This is a genomic window from Salipiger sp. IMCC34102 (genome assembly GCF_004145405.1).
In the GTDB taxonomy this organism is placed as follows: Bacteria; Pseudomonadota; Alphaproteobacteria; order Rhodobacterales; family Rhodobacteraceae; genus Loktanella.
The window spans coordinates 375,384-391,926 of the sequence record NZ_SELQ01000003.1 but is presented as its reverse complement, the minus strand read 5'-3'; the positions used below and the strand labels follow the sequence as shown (position 1 = coordinate 391,926).

Genomic DNA, 16,543 nt, shown 5'->3' with positions numbered 1-16,543 from the left:
GAGCCGGCGCGGCAACTGCCACGATAACGCCGTTGCCGAGAGCTTCTTCAACCTGCTCAAGCGCGAGAGGATCAGGCGCCGGACCTATCGCACACGCGAAGAAGCCCGACGGGACGTGTTCGACTACATCGAGATGTTCTACAACCCGAAGCGCAAGCACGCGAGAAACGGAATGCTGTCGCCGCTCGAGTTCGAGCGGCAGCAGAAACTGAGGCACGAAGGCGTCTAAGAAACTCGGGGCTATTCATATCGTACTGCTTTCCTCGCTTTATGGGATCGATCTTACCGGTCTCACTTTCGCGGGAGTGGACTTGTCGCCAAGGCAGCTTAGCAAACCGGCTGCGTGGATGATGACCTTTCTGATGATCGGCTATCTAGTCAACTGGTGGAGCGATGTTGACAGTTTTCGTGGCTGGAACGTTCCAAAAGGACGTGGTGGCTTCAATCCCTTCGGTGAGGGAGGAGATCAGCTAGAAAGCGAAATTTCGAACGCTGTAAGTGCGATGAAGTCTGCGACTTCGTCTCTTGAAGGCGCGATCGACCGCCTTGCGAAGGACAAGAACATTGGCTCCTTGGACCAGACTGGAACGCTGACATACACAGCGAATAGGTTAGCAAACGTGGTCGAAACCTTCGAGAAGGACGCATTTCGCCTCAACTGGACGGGACTGGGTCTCCTCCTCATCTGGCATGGAGGGATACCTGTCGGCTTAGGTGCCTCTGCCATAAGAGTTCTGATGACCAGCGCGATCTGATCGCCTTTCGACTTTATAATCAGCGGTTTATTACAAAGCAGCACATTAGCGACTTGCATTCTGTTGTCCTGCCGATACCCGCTAATCGCCTGCTCTAGGCACTAAGTTCGCTCTCAAACCGGGTCGTCAAACCCCCTTTGAAGACGTGTTCAACGGACGTGAGTTGGAACCGCTTCCCCTCGAACTCCGGCATTAGGTCCGGAAACTCGACCAGCCCGCCGGCGAAGAGCTGCGGCCAGAAACCTGCGAGGTCCGCGTCCACTGTGGTCTCGCCGCACGCGGATCGATCAAGGGCGGCGCGGGCGGCGCGCTGGGCCTCGTCTGCGGTGCCGAAGGTTTGGCGCAGGCGGCGGTTCGGTGAGCCGTCTCCCACTGTCACCTTGTGCAATGTCGCGGTGGCGGGCTCTGACCATTCGGCCGTGACGCTCTTGTACTTGCCACGCTCGCCCAGGTCCCAGGCGTAGCGCTCCATCCGGTGGCGCAGGATCGGCACAACCGGAATTGCCTCGCCGTCAGCGGTGACACCCGCGCCGCGGCGCAGGACGACCAGGCGGCCGTCAGCGGGCTTGGCTGTGGCATCGAGGACCGCGCAGAGCCGGGTCAGCAGGTGAAGGTCTCTCTCGGCCGACTGCGCGATCATCCGGTAGGGCGTCGCGGCGATGTCGGTGCCGACGGCAGGCGTGAGATTGGCCTCTGCCGCGATGGTGCGGACGATGTCGCCTAAGCTCGTGTCGCGCCAGGCGCGAGTGCGGGGTGCGCGGATCGACGAGGCCATGTCGGCGGCCTTCGCCACAAGTGTCATCGTGTCGGGCGTGCCGCGGCCGCTGCGGCGTTCGAGGACGAAGGCCCCCATGTCGGTCAGCCTGGTCTCGCGATGCCCGAGGAAGACGCGCAGCTTCGTCTCGGCCGGCGGGATCGCCACGATCCGGTCGCGGTTGTCGAGCGTGATCGTCAGGCGGTCGGCCTTCAAGCCATCCTCGTCCGTGATCGTAAGATCGACCAGGCGATCGGCAATCGCCGCGGTGACGTCCTCGTCGTTGGCGAAGATCTGGAACAGCGGCGTCATTCGCGGCCCCAGAGGCGCAGGCGCTGGACCGCGGGGCGCGCCGGGCGCTCCGGCAGGACAATGGTCACGCCGGACGGCAGAACCGGGCCGCGGGCAGCAAGGCCCGGGTTGGCGGCGAAGACGGCTTCGACCATGTCTTCATGGCCGTAGTGGGCAAAGGCCACGGCATCGACCACGTCGCCGTCGCGGGTGCGGTAGATGCTCATGCGCGATCCTCACCGTAGGCTGTCAGGGTGACATCGAAGTCGATCTTGCGCGGCGCGCCATCCGCAAAAAGTAGCGTGCGCGTCTCGTTGACTTCCGTGATCGCCCATTTGCGCCAGACGAACCCCATGCCGTCGGTCAGCATCATGGGGACCCCCAGGCCCGCCTGCGCGCGCATCAGCTCCATCTGCCGGAAGCTGCCGGCGAAGGACGGATAGATCGTGCCCGACAGAGTGATGGTTTCGGTACCTGGGCCTGCGAACTGGAGCGCCGGCGCGCGCCCCGCACGATCGACGCTTTCCCAGCGGTAGGCGGCGGCGCGGCGCGAGGTCTGATAGTCGGTACGGGACATGGCGAACCGGAATGCGCCACGGGCCATCATCACGAGGTCAGACATCGTAGAACCCTCCATCGTGCAGTGCGTCGTTGCCGGTGCGCTCGGCGCGGCGGATCTCGCGCATGACGTCCTGGGCGACGGCGCGGCTGTCCATGCCGGGGGCTGCATGAATGTGGATGTCGCCGAACTGGCGTGTCCCGCCCTCGGCCTGCCCGCGCGCGGCGGCGCGGAGCGGCGAGGTCGCGGCGACCGGTGCCATGCGGCCGGCGTTGCGCCGGATTATGTCCGACATCTCCAGCATCTCGCGCAGCTGGCCATGGTGCGCGATGAAGCCGCCTTGGCTTCGATACTCGAGCTCGGGCCCCTCCTCGCCGGTCAGCAACCAGCCGGGGCCGAACCATCCACCGGCGGCACGGGCCTGGACCTGTGCCGACTGGCCGGTCTGCACCGCCAGGGCCACGGCCGGACCGGATGGCATCGCCGCGCGCACGGCGGCCGCCATCTCCTGGACCGCGGCAACGACTGCGGCGTTGCCGGAGCGCAGGCCCGTCGCGAGCGTCTCCATTATGCGCTGGCCGTGTGCGGTGAAGTCGAGCGCACTCAGGACGGCCTCAGTTTCTGCGACCATCACGCGGATTTCAGGCGGCAGGTCGCGGGCGGCGGCGATGACCTCCTCGATGTCACGCTGCAGATCTTCGACGGTCTGCGCGTCGGCGGCGACGTCGGCGATCGACGGCGCGGTGGGCGTGTCGATCCGGACGCGTGCTGGTACTTCGACCGGCTCTTCGCTTCCAAGGATACCACGCAAAAGTTCGCGCGGGCCGGACATGTCAACCTCGGCTTTGATGCCTGTTATCTTCCCAAGATCCGGAGGGCCTTTGATGATTTTCAACCAGTCCCATTCCGGCAGTACCTCGTGCCACTCGAAGTCGAAGACATCGTCCAGCGCCTCTCCGAAGTCCGGAAACTCCCAGTCGCCGCCCGCAAGTGCCGCCATCGTATCCATGAACTCGCGCACGCCGCGCAGGACAAGGGTGATCACGTCGAGGCTGAACCCGGTCATCGTGCCCAGGAACCGGCCCATGCCCTCGCCAAAGCGGTTGAGGAACGCGAGGCCGCTTTCGCTGTCGGAGGCATCGCCCATCCGGTCCGCGATCGCGCCCCAGAAGTCGGCGACCGCCGCCAGCACGCCGCCCATCTCGTCCCAGATCGCGCCCAGCTTCTCGTTGAGCGGTTCGAGGTAAGGAAGCAGCCCGTCGAAGAAGCCGCGCAGATAGGCGACCGCCGAGCCCGTTGCGATCTCGGCCATGCTGCGGACGGTCGACAGCAGGCTTTCGACCAGTTCGGCCGCATCGCGCAAGGCTTCGGCGCCGGGGATGTCGTCGGGGATCAGCCCGACCAGGTCGAACTCCGGCAGAGTAATGTCGGACAGGCGGGTCAGAGCGCTCTCGATCTCATCGACGAGGCCGTCGAGGTCGCCGGTCATCAGCGACGACGCCACACCGCCGGCCGCCTCGAGGATCGTCGAGCGGGTTTCGTTGGCGCGGGTGATGACCCCGTTCAGCAGATCCTGCGCCGTCTGGAGCGTGTGGAGCCCCGGCAGGTCCTCCGGCAACAGTCCCACCAGGTCGAGCGTCGGACCCTGAAGCGATGCCAGTCGATCGAAGAGGTCTTCGACCTCCTCGGCCAGGGCGGCGGGATCGCCGTCGAGCGCACCGCCGATCGCGTCCGCGATCCGCCCCATGCCACCTGTCACCTCGTCGGCGATCGACCGGGCCCGCGCACCCCAGCTTTCGGCATCGGCGAACATCTCGGCGATGTCGTTGGCGCGGCGCATGAGGCCCGAGCCTTCGACCGAGCCGTCCTCGTAGACCGTGCCAAAGAGCAGCTCCGACAGGCTCTCTTTCGCCTCTGCGAGCGCGCCTTGAAAGCTGCCGCCTGCTTCCAAGCCAGCGCCGGCCGCGAAGCCGGAAAAGGCGTTCTGCATCCGGTCCACGACGGTGATCCGCTCGTTGAGCGTCGTCAGGATCTCGCGCGTGTCCTTGAGACCGTCGTTGATCGGTCCGAGGAACGTCGCGCCGAACTCGACGCTGCGACCCTTCACGACGTTCATCAACTTGGTCCAAGTGTCGGCGACGTCGTCCGACAGGGCCTCGAACTCGGCCTGCATCGAGCCGCTCGCGAACTCCAGCTCGTCGACCCGGCCGAGCGCGCGCTCCAGCGCCTCGGTGTCACCCAGCAGACCGCCCAGCGACCGCGCGGCTTCTTCGCCGAAGAGGTTCGAGATCGCGCTGTTCTGGTCCGCTTCGGGCAGGGTTTCCAGCGCCTCGACCACCTGGCGGATCGCGCCCGCGCTGTCCGTATGGAACCGGGTCTGGATATCGTCCCAATCGTCCAGCAGCCCGATCTGCCGCAGGATGCCCTGTTCGCTCTTAGTCAGCTGTCCGCTGGTCTCGGTCATCGTGCGCAAGAAAGCGCGCAGACCGGTCGCCGCGACCTCGGGGGCATGGCCCGAGGCGATCATCGACGCACCGAGTGCCAGGATCTCTTCCTCGGCCATGCCGGCATCGGACGCGATCTTCAGGACCCGGGTCGTGTATTCGGCGATGGATACCGAGTCGGCCGCGGTGGTGTTGCCCAGGTAGTTGATCTGGTCGGCGAGCCCGCGCACCTCGTCCTGGGCGTAGTTCATCTGCTCGCGCCAAGAGCCCATCATCTGAGCAGAGGCTTGGGCGGAGACGTCGAAGGTCGCGGACATCTTCGCCGCATCCTCGGTGAAGGCCCGGATATCCTCGCGACCGCGCAAGCCGAGCTGGCCCGCGACGTCTGCGATCTCGACCATGCCTTGGGTCGCGACGGGAATCTCGGCGGCGAGATCTCCGATGTCGTCCTTGAGGCCCTGCAGCTGCTGGGGTGACATCCCCAGCGTCTTGTTGGCCTCCGACCAGACGTCCTCCATCGTGACCGCCTGAGCGATGGCCGCACCGGTGCCGGCTACGGCGGCGGCACCGATACCGAGGACTGCCTTGCCCGCCAGAAGCCCCGCGTCCCGCAAATGCCGGGTGCGGTTCTGCGTCTGCTGCAGCTCGGACTGCACGTCCTTGAGGGGACCGCTGATGCGGTCCACGAGGCGCATGATCAGAGAAACATTCAGATCGGCCATGCTTTGTCCTCGTTCAGTCCTCGTCGGGGGGATGCGGGCTGCGGCGGCGCGCCTGGGCGTGCCACCGCATCAGCTCTTCGAGGTCCATCGGGTCCATTTCCCGCGGGCCCCAGCCGAAGACTGTGGCGATGTCCGCCATCACGTCCTCGACGTCGTCGGGCAGCTTCAGGCGGTCTCGGCGTCCGGGATCGTCAGCGCCGTCCCCTCCAGCTGGCGGCGCTTCGCGAAAAAAGTCGTCACCACGACGCAGATGGCCGCGAAGTCCGCGGGGTCGAGCCGCGCGAGCTCTGCCGGGCCCAGGTAAGGCTGCGAGATCCGCGGGATGAGCTTCGACATCGCGTCGACGTCCATCTGCAGAAGGTCCGTAAGCTTCAGGCCGCGCAGCTCGCCGGTGCCGGGCTTGCGCAGTTCGATCTCCGCGACGGGTTTGCCGTCGATCTCAATCGGGTCCTGGAGGGTGACGCGGTTAAGGGCGTGCAAGGTCATGTTGAAGTCTCCTTAAATGCCCATTTCACGGTGCATTGCGGCGAGCTGATCGACGCCGCCGATGACCCGCTTGCCCGCCTTGAAGTCGATCTCGCAAAGTTCGCTCCCGCGATAGACCATGCGGAAGTAGTCGGCCTGCAGCGTCAGCCCTTGCGTGACGTCTGCCTTGCCGGGTTAGAGGTCGGCGAACTCGACGCCGGTCCACAGGCCGCCCATCGTGCAGACGAAGGCATCAGCGTCGAAGCCGCCGGCTGCACCTGCGGTCTGGGTCGGTCGCAGCGTCATGCGCGTGTCGCCGCTCATCCGCGACGGCGATCTGATTCTTCTCAACCAGCATCGCGGCGATCTCGTAAGCGGGGAGGTCTATGGCTTAGTCGATACCGAGGGCGACGTGCGCGTGAAGCGCCTTGCGAAAATCGAAGGCGGCCTACTTCTGCAATCCGACAATACCGATCACCCACCGGAAACCCGCTCGGGCGAGGACGCCAACAGAATTCGCATTATTGGTCGTTACGCCTGGTCGGGCCACAGCCATTCCCCGATAATAGCCCGACGCCCGAAACGCAGCACATTCCAGCACGATTGGATTTGAGAAAATGAAAACGATCACAAGTATCGCATTCGCGGCCGCACTCTCTCTACCGGCGACAGAAGGTAGTTCTCAGACTTTGGAAACGGCGGTCGCCATGGCCGAGATTGATAAGATTGCCTCCACGGCCGCTTATATGATCGGCATGCCCGATCACTGTGACTTGGCAGATGGTGAAATGACGCTGGAAAATTTGCTTGAGAACTATTCCGATGGTTCGTTTGAAGAGTATGACACGCCCTTTCTCTTCAAGTTTGCAGTCTACATGAACGAGTTCCAGACCGCCCTCGCTGTGCCGGATATCGCCGCCGCTTTCTCAAAGCTCTGCGAGCCAACGGCGGCGTTCATCTCACCTTAAATCGGCCTTTAAAGCACTCTCAAAATATTCCACTTCGGCGTGACGGTGGAAACCTACGAACCCAGATCGAAATTTCCCACCTCAAACTTCTGCCGACTTCGCTTGACTAAGCGAACGACCTTGTTTTCTTGACTGAACTCGAAGTGGGAAATCCTGATCGATCTGGCGTTTCGGTTCCCACCTTGGCAGAGCCGCACCCTTGTTTTGTAAGGGCTCTAGGTCTCCGCTGTTTCCGGTTCTGAGGTCAACGCGCAGGAAATTTGGCAATATCGCGCAGCTTATTTGTCATAGCCCGATCTGACGCAATCCCGACTACCTCCGCTGATCACCCTTGTTTTCAACGCTTCCGGCCATCCGGCGACTTCCGAGGTCTTCGGGCCTCTTCCGGTTACCCGGCCCCCGTTTATGCCAGCATTACCTGCGCGTTACAGGAAGTGCGCCCCGAAGGTGCGCGCGGGTTCGTTGCGGCCTCGGGCAAGAGGGCGCGGGCATTCGCCCGAAGGCACCGCACCAATCGAAGCATGGGGGGCGGTGGTGGGTGGTGAGGGGCTCGAACCCCCGACATTTTCGGTGTAAACGAAACGCTCTACCAACTGAGCTAACCACCCGGGGCCGCGCCTGATCTAGGCCATTGGCAGGATCAGCGCAACTCCGTCTGTCGACCGTCGGAGACGAAAAAGACGTTCCCCTGCCCTCCCGGCATGGTCAAAAGCGCCTCACGCCCCGCGCCGGTGGCGATCATGCGCAGCATCCGACTTGCGATGCCATGCGTGACCAGGACCGCGGGGCCGGACAGATCGTCCAGAAAGCTGCGGGCGCGCGCCTCCAGGCCATCGAATCCTTCGCCGCCGGGGGCCCGCTCGTATAGCGAAGGGTCGCCGTCGGGGCCTTCGACGAGGTCCCCTTCCACCAGATCCTGTCGCAAGAGGCCCTGCCAGCGGCCGACGTCGATTTCCATCAGGCGGTCATCGGTTCGGACGGTGGTGGCCAGACCGCCAAGGGCGATGCCTGCGGTCTGGACGGCACGGCCCAACGGGCTGACAAGGAATGAGAAGCCGGTCAGGTCGCGCCCGGCAAGAATACGACGCTGGTCCGCCGCCTGCCCCAGGCCCCGTTGCGTCAGAGGGGAATCGAGATGCCCCTGCATCCGATTCTCGCGGTTCCAGACGGTTTCGCCATGGCGCAGGATGTAAAGGTCGGGAAAGCTCATTGGCGTCTCCATCGCAGGCTTTGGGCATTCAGCGCGTCGAGGTCGACGAGCCCCGCCAGGACCGCCTCCCCCAGTTCGACGGCGCGGCGCAGGATGGGCTCGGGTGCGGCACGATAGGCCGGGCGCCCCTCGATCCGGTCGTACCAGCAGCCGCGGCAGGCCTGGTCCAGCAGAACGCGCTGGAAGCAGTGATCGAGATGGATGGGCCAGTCGCGGTCCCGCGCCACGCGCGGCAGGTCTTCGCGGGTCAAGGTCATCCAGCGGCGTTCCAGATCAGCCCGCATTCCGGCCCTCATGAAAAAGGGGCGGCCGGTCCCGGCGCGCCCCTGAATTCTGGTGGGTGATAAGAGATTTGAACTCCTGACATCTTCGATGTGAACGAAGCGCTCTACCACTGAGCTAATCACCCGCTGGCATGCGATTTAGCCGTCCTCGCCGTCCTCCGCAACCCCGGTTTTGCCGGTATCGGGCCCTGCGCCATCCTTCATGGTGCGCAGTTTGAGGGTCATCACCTTCGCCCCGTTGCCAAGGTCCCTGGACTTCACCGATTTGAGCTTGCCCATGGGGGGCAGGTTCAGATCGCCGCCCGCGGCCAGCAGATCCGCCAGTTCGGCCATCGTGGCCTCGATCGCGGGCTTGGCGTCGCGTTTCTTGACGCCGCAACGTGCGAGGACGCGGTCGATGAACTCCTTTTTCTTCATCGCCTCGCCGTCGGACACCTGTGCATGTCCGCCGACCACGCGAGGTGTCGGAACGGCGTGGGGCGTGGCGTCCTCCACTCGGGCTTTTGCGGGGTTGGGTTTCAGGGTCAGGGTGGATTGCGGGGTCTTCGGTGTGTCGGCCATGTCGGGCTCCGGCGATGCTGGTTCGCAAGGACCTTAGCCGGGAAACCTGGCGGTTCCATGCCCAAGGCGGGATCGGATCATGAAAAAGGCGCGCCGGATTGCTCCGACGCGCCCGATCTTGCCCGGACGAGCAGCCTTAGTGGTGCACGCCGGCGGCCGCTTCCTGGGCCTTGGCGGCAAGGGTCGCGGCGGCCGCGGCATCCTCGGCCTCCTGGTCCCACTCCACTGCCTCGGGCTGGCGAACGAGCGCGTGGCCCAGCACTTCCGAGACGTGGTTGACGGGGATGATCGTCAGACCTTCCTTCACGTTGTCGGGGATATCCGCGAGGTCCTTCTCGTTCTCCTGCGGGATCAGCACCGTCTTGATGCCACCGCGCAGGGCCGCGAGCAGTTTCTCCTTCAATCCGCCGATGGCGCTGGCGTTGCCCCGAAGCGTGACCTCACCCGTCATGGCGATGTCTTTGCGCACGGGGATCTGCGTCAGCACCGATACGATGGCCGTGACCATCGCCAGACCCGCGCTGGGTCCGTCCTTGGGCGTCGCGCCGTCCGGCACGTGGACGTGGATGTCCAGCGTGTCGAAACGCGGCGGCTTCACCCCGATGGAGGGTGCCACCGACCGCACGTAGCTGGAGGCCGCATCGATCGATTCCTTCATCACGTCGCCCAGCTTGCCGGTGGTCTTCATCCGGCCCTTGCCCGGCAGGCGCAGCGCCTCGATCGACAAAAGCTCACCCCCCACGGAGGTATAGGCCAGCCCCGTCACCACGCCGATCTGGTCGTCCTTCTCGGCCAGCCCGTAGCGGTGCTTGCGCACGCCCAGGTAGTCGTCGAGGTTCTCGGCCGTGACGGAAACGGTCTCCGCCTCCTTCTTGACGATCTTGGTAACCGCCTTGCGGGCGATCTTGGCAAGCTCGCGCTCGAAGTTCCGCACGCCGGCCTCGCGGGTGTAGTACCGCGCGATGTCCGTGAGGGCATTGTCGTCGACCTCGAACTCCTTGGCCTTGAGACCGTGGTTCTTCATGACCTTGGGCAGCAGGTGCTGCTTGGCGATCTCGCGCTTCTCGTCCTCGGTGTAGCCCGAGAGCGGGATGATCTCCATCCGGTCCAGAAGCGGCCCCGGCATGTTGTAGGAGTTCGCCGTGGTCAGGAACATCACGTTCGACAGGTCGTACTCGACCTCCATGTAATGGTCGACGAAGGTGCCGTTCTGTTCGGGATCGAGCACTTCGAGCATGGCCGAGGCGGGATCGCCGCGGAAGTCCTGCCCCATCTTGTCGATCTCGTCGAGCAGGATGAGCGGGTTCGTGGTCTTGGCCTTCTTCAGCGCCTGGATGATCTTGCCCGGCATGGAGCCGATGTAGGTCCGGCGGTGGCCGCGGATCTCGCTCTCATCCCGCACGCCGCCAAGGCTGATGCGGATGAACTCGCGACCCGTCGATTTCGCGACGGACTTGCCCAGCGAGGTCTTGCCCACGCCCGGCGGCCCGACGAGGCACATGATCGGCCCCTTCAGCTTCTTGCTGCGCTGCTGCACGGCCAGATATTCGACGATCCGTTCCTTGACCTTCTCAAGCCCGTAGTGGTCGTCGTCCAGCACCTTCTGCGCGTGGCCAAGGTCCTTCTTGGTGCGCGACTTCACGCCCCATGGCACGGCCAGGATCCAGTCGAGGTAGTTGCGCACGACCGTGGCTTCCGCGGACATGGGCGACATGTTCTTGAGCTTCTTAAGCTCGGCGTCGACCTTCTCGCGCGCTTCCTTGGACAGCTTGGTGGCATTGATCCGCGCTTCGAGCTCCTCGACCTCGTTCTGGCCGTCCTCGCCGTCGCCCAGCTCCTTCTGGATCGCCTTCATCTGTTCGTTGAGGTAGTACTCGCGCTGGGTCCGCTCCATCTGCGTCTTCACGCGGGTCTTGATCTTCTTCTCGACCTGCAGGACCGACATCTCGCCCTGCATCAGGCCGTAGACCTTTTCCAGCCGTTCGGACACGGACAGCGTTTCCAGAAGCTTCTGCTTCTGGTCGACCTCGACGCCAAGGTGCCCCGCGATCAGGTCGGCAAGCTTGGCGGGCTCGGTCGCCTCGGACACGGCGGCCATCGCCTCTTCGGGGATGTTCTTCTTGATCTTCGCGTAGCGCTCGAATTCGGCCGCCGCGGTGCGGGTCAGCGCGTCGAGTTCTTCCTCGTTGCCGGGGGTTTCCTCCAGCAGGACCGCGGAGGCTTCGAAGAACCGGTCGTTGTCGTGGAATTCGGTGATCGTGACGCGGGCCCGGCCTTCGACCAGCACCTTCACGGTGCCGTCGGGCAGCTTGAGCAATTGCAGCACGTTGGCCAGCACGCCGGTGTTGTAGATCCCGTCGGTGTCGGGATCGTCCTGGCCGGGGTCGATCTGGCTGGACAGCAGGATCTGCTTGTCGTCGCGCATGACCTCTTCCAGCGCACGGACCGACTTCTCGCGGCCCACGAAGAGCGGCACGATCATGTGCGGGAACACGACGATGTCGCGCAGCGGCAGGACGGGATAGGAGGTGGCAAGGGGTTCTTGCATCGGTTCATTCCTTAGCTTGGCAAGACGGACGATCCCATGGCGGCGATCCTGGCCCGTCTCCTCGTGACCCATATCTGGTGGCGTATCCTGGCGGTTTCAACCACCCGTGGCGCGCATCATGCGCCGCGTCGCGGGCAAGTCTCAAGGGGAATATGCCCCCCATTCGACCGATCCGCCCGCACCCGGCATTCCCGGGGGCTACCTACTTCGCTCCACCGCTTCGGACTGCATGATCCGGGGGGCGCGGGGCCTCAGAGCGGCTCGATATCCCCTTCGGCGCGGGCGGCGTGGAAATCCGCCTCCCAGGCGTCGAACCGGGCCTCGGCGATTGCGGCGCGCATCTCTCCCATGATCGCCTGGAAGTAATGCAGGTTGTGCCAGGTCAGCAGCATGCCGGAGATCATCTCCTTCGCGCGGAAGACGTGATGCAGGTAGGCGCGGCTATAGCCTCGGCAGGCGGGACAGGTGCAGGCCTCGTCCAGGGGGCGCGGGTCGTCCTGATGGCGCGCGTTCTTGATGTTCACCACCCCGTGACGCGTGAAAGCCTGCCCCGTCCGGCCAGAGCGGGACGGCAGCACGCAGTCCATCATGTCGATGCCGCGCTTGACGGCGCCCACGATGTCGTCGGGCTTGCCCACGCCCATCAGGTAACGCGGCTTGTCCACGGGCAGCATCCCCGGCGCGGTGTCCAGACAGTCGAACATCGCCGCCTGACCTTCCCCCACGGCCAGACCGCCCACGGCGTAGCCCTCGAAGCCGATGTCGGTGAGCGCCTTGGCGCTCTCCGCGCGCAGGTCCGGCTCCAGCCCGCCTTGCTGGATTCCGAAGAGCGCGTGACCGGGCCGATCCCCGAAGGCCTCGCGGCTGCGCGCGGCCCAACGCATCGACAGCCGCATGGAGCTTTCCAGCCGCGCCCGGTCCGCGGGCAGCGCCGGGCATTCGTCGAAGGCCATCACGATGTCGGAGCCCAGCAGCCGCTGGATCTCCATCGAGCGTTCGGGCGACAGGAAATGCTTTGAGCCGTCGACGTGGCTGCGGAAGGTCACACCGTCCTCGGTCAGCTTGCGCAGATCGGCCAGGCTCATGACCTGGAAGCCGCCCGAATCCGTCAGGATCGGTCTGTCCCAGTTCATGAACCTATGCAGACCGCCCAGGGCGTCGATCCGCTCGGCCGTGGGGCGCAGCATCAGGTGATACGTATTGCCCAGCAGGATGTCGGCGCCCGTGGCCGCCACGCTTTCGGGCAGCATCGCCTTGACGGTCGCGGCCGTGCCCACGGGCATGAAGGCGGGCGTGCGGATCTCTCCGCGCGGGGTGTGGATCACGCCCGTCCGGGCGCGCCCGTCGGTTGCGGCGAGGGTGAAGGAGAAACGGTCGGTCATCGTGCAGTCCTGAAGGGTCGCTTGCGTGCCTACTGCGGATCCACGCCCGATGGAATGCCCCGCTCTTTACGCCCGGGCGCGTAAATCCTATATGATCGCTCAGGATAGACGGGACAGATACCATGACCGAACAGACGCCGATGGAAGGGACGCCGCTGATCGCGCCGTCCTCGACCGACCACCCGCTGCACGAGAAGGTGGTGGAAGCCTGCCGCTCGGTTTACGACCCCGAGATCCCGGTCAACATCTACGACCTCGGGCTGATCTACACCATTGCTATCGATAGCGAAAACGCGGTCAACATCACCATGACCGTCACCGCCCCCGGCTGCCCCGTCGCGGGAGAGATGCCGGGCTGGATCGCCGATGCGGTCGAGCCGCTCGATGGCGTGAAGCACGTCGATGTCGCCATGACCTACGACCCGCCCTGGGGGATGGAGATGATGTCGGACGAGGCGCGCCTCGAACTGGGCTTCATGTAATTCTCGACCTCGCGATTTCGTGAGCTAACTGGCGCGTCATGAAACACGCCCTCGCCCTGCCCCGCCTTCTGGTGATCCTGTTCCTCTGGCTGCCGTTCGGGGCCGCCGTTGCACAGGACGCCACCTTTTCCGTGCCCGAACTGAACGCGGGGCTGGACGATCCCGGTCCCATGGTCGACCGGCGGACGCCTCAATCGACCGTCGAGAGCTTTCTCGACCTGACCGACGACGGCGACTACGACCGGGCGGCACATCTTCTGAACCTCAACGCGATCCCGCAGGAGGCCCAGGCCACCACCGGGCCGATCCTGGCGCGCAATCTGGCCAGCGTGATCGAACGCAAGGTCGTGATCGACTGGGGCGATCTGCTGGAACGGCCCGACGCGCTCGAGACGACGGGCGACGGTCCCGTCGCGGGCAGCCCCCGGCAAAGCCTGCGGCTGGGAATGCTGGACCTGGGCGATCGGGCCGTGGCGGTCCGGCTCAACCGGGTCCAGCCCGAGAACGGCGATGCGGTCTGGGTCTTCTCGCGCGAAACGGTGGAGAACATTCCCGCGCTCTTCGAGGAGTACGGCCCCAGCAAGCTGGAACAACATCTGCCGGACCCCTTGCGCGCCGAAGCCTTCTGGGGCCTGCAATGGTGGGAGGTCATCGGCCTGCCCGTCATCGCCCTGATCGCCATCGGCATCGCCGCCGTCGTCTGGCGCGGGCTTGATGCGATCGCGCGGAACCAGCCAAGCGACATCGTCAGCAACCTCATCCGGGCGACCCGGCTGCCGATGACGCTCTACATCCTGGCGATCACCCTGTCGCTGATGACCTCGCAGATCTTCATCGTCTCCGGCGTGGTCGATCAGGTGACGAGCCCGCTGATCGTCATCCTCTACGTCGTGGCGTTGATGATCCTGCTGATCAGCGTGATCGACGCGCTGCTCGACCGGCTCTTCTCGCGCTACTCGGTGGACGAGCTCGCCTCGCCGGAACATGGCGAGGAACGCGCGCGCGCCACCACGGTCGCGGCCCTCCGGCGCATTGCGGTCGTCGCCGCGGTGGTCATCGGGGCGGCCGTGGTGCTGACCTCGGCGCAGGTCTTCTCGGGCGTGGGGACGTCGCTTCTCGCCGGGGCCGGCGGTCTTGCCCTGATCTTCGGTTTCGCCGCGCGCGAGGTGCTGGGCAATATCCTGGCCTCGATGCAGATCTCGCTCAACCGCTCCGCCAAGGTGGGCGATCAGCTCATCTACGAGGGCCACCTCTGCACGGTCGAGCGCATCCATTTCTCCTTCGTGCAACTCAAGGTCTGGGACGACACGCGGCTGATCGTGCCGGTCTCGAAGTTTATCTCCGACTCCTTCATCAACCGCTCGACCGAGACCTACGGCATGATCCGCCACACGGTTCTGACCTTCGCGCCGGGCATCGACGTGTCCCGCCTGCGGGAACATTTCAAGGAATGGGCCGGCCAGGATGACCGCATCGACGGCGACGAATCCGAGACGAAATGCATGGTCACCGGACAAAGCGAGGCCGGTATCAAGGTCCGCTTCGCCGCCCACGTCACCGACCCCACCGAAGGCTGGGGCGTGGAATGCGACATCCGAGAGGAGATGCTGCGCTACGCCGTCGAACTGGGGACCGAGGACGAACGGGAGTACATCCCGCACCTGGGAACCGCGACCGGCCAGGGCGCCGACATGCCCGAAGGGTGATCCGTCCCGGCGCGGCCCCCTTGAGACTGCGCGCCACGGCCCTTAGGTTGTGGGCACCGTTGAAAGGACTTCCCATGTTCGGCATTCCCGGCAAGCAAGCCGTCACGATCACCCCGAAAGCCGCGGCCCAGATCGCGAAGCTGATGGCCCGCGACGGCTCCCAGGGGCTTCGGATCGGCGTCAAGAAGGGCGGTTGCGCAGGCATGGAATACACCATGGACTACGTGGCCGAGGTCGATCCTCTCGACGAGGTGGTTGAGCAGGACGGCGCGCGGGTGATGATCGCCCCCATGGCGCAGATGTTCCTGTTCGGGACCGAGATCGACTATGAGGTGAGCCTGCTGGAATCGGGCTTCAAGTTCCGCAATCCCAATGTCGTCGACGCCTGCGGCTGCGGCGAATCGATCAAGTTCGACACGGCCCTGGGCGGCTAGCCTTTCTTCAGGTGCAGATAGGTCTGGTCGAAGCGCCGTTGCAGGTGATCGACCGCCCGGACCGGATCCGCCCCAAGCGGTGCCACGTTCGCGTCGTGGTCGGGATTGAAGAACAGCGGGACCGAGATCCGTTCCGCCGTCGTGCCGATGACCCGGTGCGGCGTCGCCTTGATCCGCCCCTCTGTCCAGATCTCCAGCATTTCACCGAAGTTGATGATGAACTCCCCCGGTGGGGCGCTGACGAGGATCCATCCGCCGCCGCGCTTGCGCACCTCCAATCCCGGTGAGCCGTCGGTGGCCAGCATCGTCAGGCACCCGTAATCGGTATGGGTGGCGATCCCGAAATCCTTCGCCCCGGCGTCGGCCGGACGCTCTGGATAGAAATTGCCGCGCAACAGGGCCATGGGCGTCGTGAACTTGTCGGCGAAGAAGGCGCCGTCCTCCCCCACCGCGTCCAGCACCGCCACCAGCACATCCCGCGCGACCGCACAGACGTCGCGGAAGTAGGCTTTCAGCACGGGCGCGAAATCCGCCGGCTGCGCGGGCCACAGGTTCGGCGCATAGGCCGGAATGCCCGCCCGCCTGAGCGGATGATCGGCCAGCAGGGAGATGCCGCAGTCGAAGACCTGCTTGTAGTCGGGATTCGCATCCGGATTGACCTGCTCGGACCCGGCCGCCCCCCAGCCGCGGTTCGATCCGGTGACGCTCATGTCCACCGCCCGCTTGTCCGCGGCGGGAAGGTGAAAGAAGGCGCGGTAGAGCGCGATGACCTCCTTCACCCGCGCGGGCGTGAGCGGCGTGTTGAAAAGTGTCAGGAATCCGACGTTCCCGGCCGCCTCGGCGGTGCGGGCGCGCATGGGCGCATGATCGGGGTGCGCAGGGTCGATCACGGCGGCACAATCGATACGCGGGATCATCGGCAGGTCTTTCGTCCAAGGTGCGCCGTTGCTACCACTTGAGCCATCAATAGCAAAGGAC

20 protein-coding genes and 2 tRNA genes are annotated in these 16,543 nt (G+C 64.9%); 7 read left to right on the top strand and 15 right to left on the bottom strand.

Going from position 1 to position 16,543, the window contains the following annotated elements:
• A partial coding sequence (locus tag EU805_RS09560; RefSeq protein WP_165351923.1) for an IS3 family transposase occupies window positions 1-229 on the top strand: 229 nt, incomplete at its 5' end.
• Between the two features lie 118 nt (window positions 230-347).
• Window positions 348-755: a hypothetical protein gene (locus EU805_RS09555; protein ID WP_129763722.1), complete on the top strand. Its 408-nt coding sequence runs from the start codon at window positions 348-350 to the stop codon at window positions 753-755.
• Between the two features lie 94 nt (window positions 756-849).
• On the opposite strand, the gene EU805_RS09550 is transcribed toward EU805_RS09555, so the two are convergent.
• The 7 genes from EU805_RS09550 to EU805_RS17930 are packed head-to-tail and all read right to left on the bottom strand — an operon-like array spanning window position 850 to window position 6,152.
• The gene (locus EU805_RS09550) at window positions 850-1,821 is read right to left on the bottom strand and encodes a contractile injection system protein, VgrG/Pvc8 family (protein ID WP_129763721.1); all 972 of its coding nucleotides are present in this window, start codon (window positions 1,819-1,821) and stop codon (window positions 850-852) included.
• On the bottom strand, window positions 1,818-2,027 hold the full coding sequence (locus EU805_RS09545) for a tail protein X (RefSeq protein WP_129763720.1): 210 nt from the start codon (window positions 2,025-2,027) through the stop codon (window positions 1,818-1,820). The genes EU805_RS09550 and EU805_RS09545 overlap by 4 nt, the downstream gene beginning before the upstream one ends.
• Entirely contained in the window at window positions 2,024-2,422 is a 399-nt protein-coding gene (locus EU805_RS09540; RefSeq protein WP_242494107.1) for a phage tail protein, read from the bottom strand. Before EU805_RS09540 ends, EU805_RS09545 begins: the two co-directional genes overlap by 4 nt.
• Complete coding sequence (locus EU805_RS09535) at window positions 2,415-5,525, bottom strand: phage tail tape measure protein (protein ID WP_129763719.1); 3,111 nt, start codon at window positions 5,523-5,525, stop codon at window positions 2,415-2,417. The genes EU805_RS09540 and EU805_RS09535 overlap by 8 nt, the downstream gene beginning before the upstream one ends.
• 13 nt (window positions 5,526-5,538) lie before the next feature.
• The gene (locus EU805_RS09530) at window positions 5,539-5,664 is read right to left on the bottom strand and encodes a GpE family phage tail protein (RefSeq protein ID WP_129763718.1); all 126 of its coding nucleotides are present in this window, start codon (window positions 5,662-5,664) and stop codon (window positions 5,539-5,541) included.
• Between the two features lie 26 nt (window positions 5,665-5,690).
• Entirely contained in the window at window positions 5,691-6,011 is a 321-nt protein-coding gene (locus EU805_RS09525; protein ID WP_129763717.1) for a phage tail assembly protein, read from the bottom strand.
• A 12-nt stretch (window positions 6,012-6,023) separates the two neighbouring features.
• A complete protein-coding gene (locus EU805_RS17930) occupies window positions 6,024-6,152 on the bottom strand; it encodes a phage major tail tube protein (protein WP_370318190.1) in 129 nt (42 codons plus the stop codon).
• A gap of 142 nt (window positions 6,153-6,294) precedes the next feature.
• On the opposite strand from EU805_RS17930, the gene EU805_RS09515 reads away from it, so the two are divergent.
• Window positions 6,295-6,603, top strand: coding sequence for a S24 family peptidase (locus tag EU805_RS09515; protein ID WP_129763715.1), 309 nt, complete (start codon window positions 6,295-6,297; stop codon window positions 6,601-6,603).
• A 4-nt stretch (window positions 6,604-6,607) separates the two neighbouring features.
• Window positions 6,608-6,958, top strand: a complete 351-nt coding sequence (locus EU805_RS09510; protein WP_129763714.1) for a hypothetical protein — start codon at window positions 6,608-6,610, stop codon at window positions 6,956-6,958.
• 532 nt (window positions 6,959-7,490) lie between these two features.
• On the opposite strand, the gene EU805_RS09505 is transcribed toward EU805_RS09510, so the two are convergent.
• The 7 genes from EU805_RS09505 to tgt all read right to left on the bottom strand — a co-directional run bounded on the left by EU805_RS09505 (window position 7,491) and on the right by tgt (window position 12,943).
• A tRNA-Val gene (locus EU805_RS09505) sits at window positions 7,491-7,566 on the bottom strand.
• Between the two features lie 32 nt (window positions 7,567-7,598).
• Window positions 7,599-8,168, bottom strand: a complete 570-nt coding sequence (locus EU805_RS09500; protein WP_129763713.1) for a histidine phosphatase family protein — start codon at window positions 8,166-8,168, stop codon at window positions 7,599-7,601.
• Window positions 8,165-8,452, bottom strand: coding sequence for a GCN5-related N-acetyltransferase (locus EU805_RS09495; RefSeq protein WP_129763712.1), 288 nt, complete (start codon window positions 8,450-8,452; stop codon window positions 8,165-8,167). Before EU805_RS09495 ends, EU805_RS09500 begins: the two co-directional genes overlap by 4 nt.
• Window positions 8,453-8,502: 50 nt before the next feature.
• Window positions 8,503-8,577: transfer RNA gene (locus tag EU805_RS09490), tRNA-Val, on the bottom strand.
• A gap of 13 nt (window positions 8,578-8,590) precedes the next feature.
• Window positions 8,591-9,013: an HU family DNA-binding protein gene (locus EU805_RS09485; RefSeq protein WP_242494106.1), complete on the bottom strand. Its 423-nt coding sequence runs from the start codon at window positions 9,011-9,013 to the stop codon at window positions 8,591-8,593.
• A 136-nt stretch (window positions 9,014-9,149) separates the two neighbouring features.
• A complete protein-coding gene (lon, locus tag EU805_RS09480; RefSeq protein ID WP_129763711.1) occupies window positions 9,150-11,561 on the bottom strand; it encodes an endopeptidase La in 2,412 nt (803 codons plus the stop codon).
• 251 nt (window positions 11,562-11,812) lie between these two features.
• A complete protein-coding gene (gene tgt / locus EU805_RS09475; RefSeq protein ID WP_129763710.1) occupies window positions 11,813-12,943 on the bottom strand; it encodes a tRNA guanosine(34) transglycosylase Tgt in 1,131 nt (376 codons plus the stop codon).
• Window positions 12,944-13,065: 122 nt separating this feature from the next.
• On the opposite strand from tgt, the gene EU805_RS09470 reads away from it, so the two are divergent.
• From EU805_RS09470 to EU805_RS09460, 3 genes are all read left to right on the top strand, one after another.
• Window positions 13,066-13,425, top strand: coding sequence for an SUF system Fe-S cluster assembly protein (locus EU805_RS09470; protein ID WP_129763709.1), 360 nt, complete (start codon window positions 13,066-13,068; stop codon window positions 13,423-13,425).
• 38 nt (window positions 13,426-13,463) lie between these two features.
• The gene (locus tag EU805_RS09465) at window positions 13,464-15,131 is read left to right on the top strand and encodes a mechanosensitive ion channel family protein (protein WP_129763708.1); all 1,668 of its coding nucleotides are present in this window, start codon (window positions 13,464-13,466) and stop codon (window positions 15,129-15,131) included.
• Window positions 15,132-15,205: 74 nt separating this feature from the next.
• Window positions 15,206-15,565: an iron-sulfur cluster assembly accessory protein gene (locus tag EU805_RS09460; protein WP_129763707.1), complete on the top strand. Its 360-nt coding sequence runs from the start codon at window positions 15,206-15,208 to the stop codon at window positions 15,563-15,565.
• On the opposite strand, the gene EU805_RS09455 is transcribed toward EU805_RS09460, so the two are convergent.
• Entirely contained in the window at window positions 15,562-16,482 is a 921-nt protein-coding gene (locus EU805_RS09455; RefSeq protein ID WP_129763706.1) for an isopenicillin N synthase family oxygenase, read from the bottom strand. The two genes, EU805_RS09460 and EU805_RS09455, sit on opposite strands and share 4 nt — an antisense overlap.
• Window positions 16,483-16,543 lie beyond the last annotated feature (61 nt).

What these genes read in the sequence shown, in the direction of transcription:
- EU805_RS09555 (WP_129763722.1), top strand. Translation starts at nt 348, where the DNA reads ATGATGACCTTTCTGATGATCGGCTATCTAGTCAACTGGTGGAGCGAT.
- EU805_RS09550 (WP_129763721.1), bottom strand. Translation starts at nt 1,821, where the DNA reads ATGACGCCGCTGTTCCAGATCTTCGCCAACGACGAGGACGTCACCGCG.
- EU805_RS09545 (WP_129763720.1), bottom strand. Translation starts at nt 2,027, where the DNA reads ATGAGCATCTACCGCACCCGCGACGGCGACGTGGTCGATGCCGTGGCC.
- EU805_RS09540 (WP_242494107.1), bottom strand. Translation starts at nt 2,422, where the DNA reads ATGTCTGACCTCGTGATGATGGCCCGTGGCGCATTCCGGTTCGCCATG.
- EU805_RS09535 (WP_129763719.1), bottom strand. Translation starts at nt 5,525, where the DNA reads ATGGCCGATCTGAATGTTTCTCTGATCATGCGCCTCGTGGACCGCATC.
- EU805_RS09530 (WP_129763718.1), bottom strand. Translation starts at nt 5,664, where the DNA reads ATGGCGGACATCGCCACAGTCTTCGGCTGGGGCCCGCGGGAAATGGAC.
- EU805_RS09525 (WP_129763717.1), bottom strand. Translation starts at nt 6,011, where the DNA reads ATGACCTTGCACGCCCTTAACCGCGTCACCCTCCAGGACCCGATTGAG.
- EU805_RS09515 (WP_129763715.1), top strand. Translation starts at nt 6,295, where the DNA reads ATGCGCGTGTCGCCGCTCATCCGCGACGGCGATCTGATTCTTCTCAAC.
- EU805_RS09510 (WP_129763714.1), top strand. Translation starts at nt 6,608, where the DNA reads ATGAAAACGATCACAAGTATCGCATTCGCGGCCGCACTCTCTCTACCG.
- EU805_RS09500 (WP_129763713.1), bottom strand. Translation starts at nt 8,168, where the DNA reads ATGAGCTTTCCCGACCTTTACATCCTGCGCCATGGCGAAACCGTCTGG.
- EU805_RS09495 (WP_129763712.1), bottom strand. Translation starts at nt 8,452, where the DNA reads ATGCGGGCTGATCTGGAACGCCGCTGGATGACCTTGACCCGCGAAGAC.
- EU805_RS09485 (WP_242494106.1), bottom strand. Translation starts at nt 9,013, where the DNA reads ATGGCCGACACACCGAAGACCCCGCAATCCACCCTGACCCTGAAACCC.
- lon (WP_129763711.1), bottom strand. Translation starts at nt 11,561, where the DNA reads ATGCAAGAACCCCTTGCCACCTCCTATCCCGTCCTGCCGCTGCGCGAC.
- tgt (WP_129763710.1), bottom strand. Translation starts at nt 12,943, where the DNA reads ATGACCGACCGTTTCTCCTTCACCCTCGCCGCAACCGACGGGCGCGCC.
- EU805_RS09470 (WP_129763709.1), top strand. Translation starts at nt 13,066, where the DNA reads ATGACCGAACAGACGCCGATGGAAGGGACGCCGCTGATCGCGCCGTCC.
- EU805_RS09465 (WP_129763708.1), top strand. Translation starts at nt 13,464, where the DNA reads ATGAAACACGCCCTCGCCCTGCCCCGCCTTCTGGTGATCCTGTTCCTC.
- EU805_RS09460 (WP_129763707.1), top strand. Translation starts at nt 15,206, where the DNA reads ATGTTCGGCATTCCCGGCAAGCAAGCCGTCACGATCACCCCGAAAGCC.
- EU805_RS09455 (WP_129763706.1), bottom strand. Translation starts at nt 16,482, where the DNA reads ATGATCCCGCGTATCGATTGTGCCGCCGTGATCGACCCTGCGCACCCC.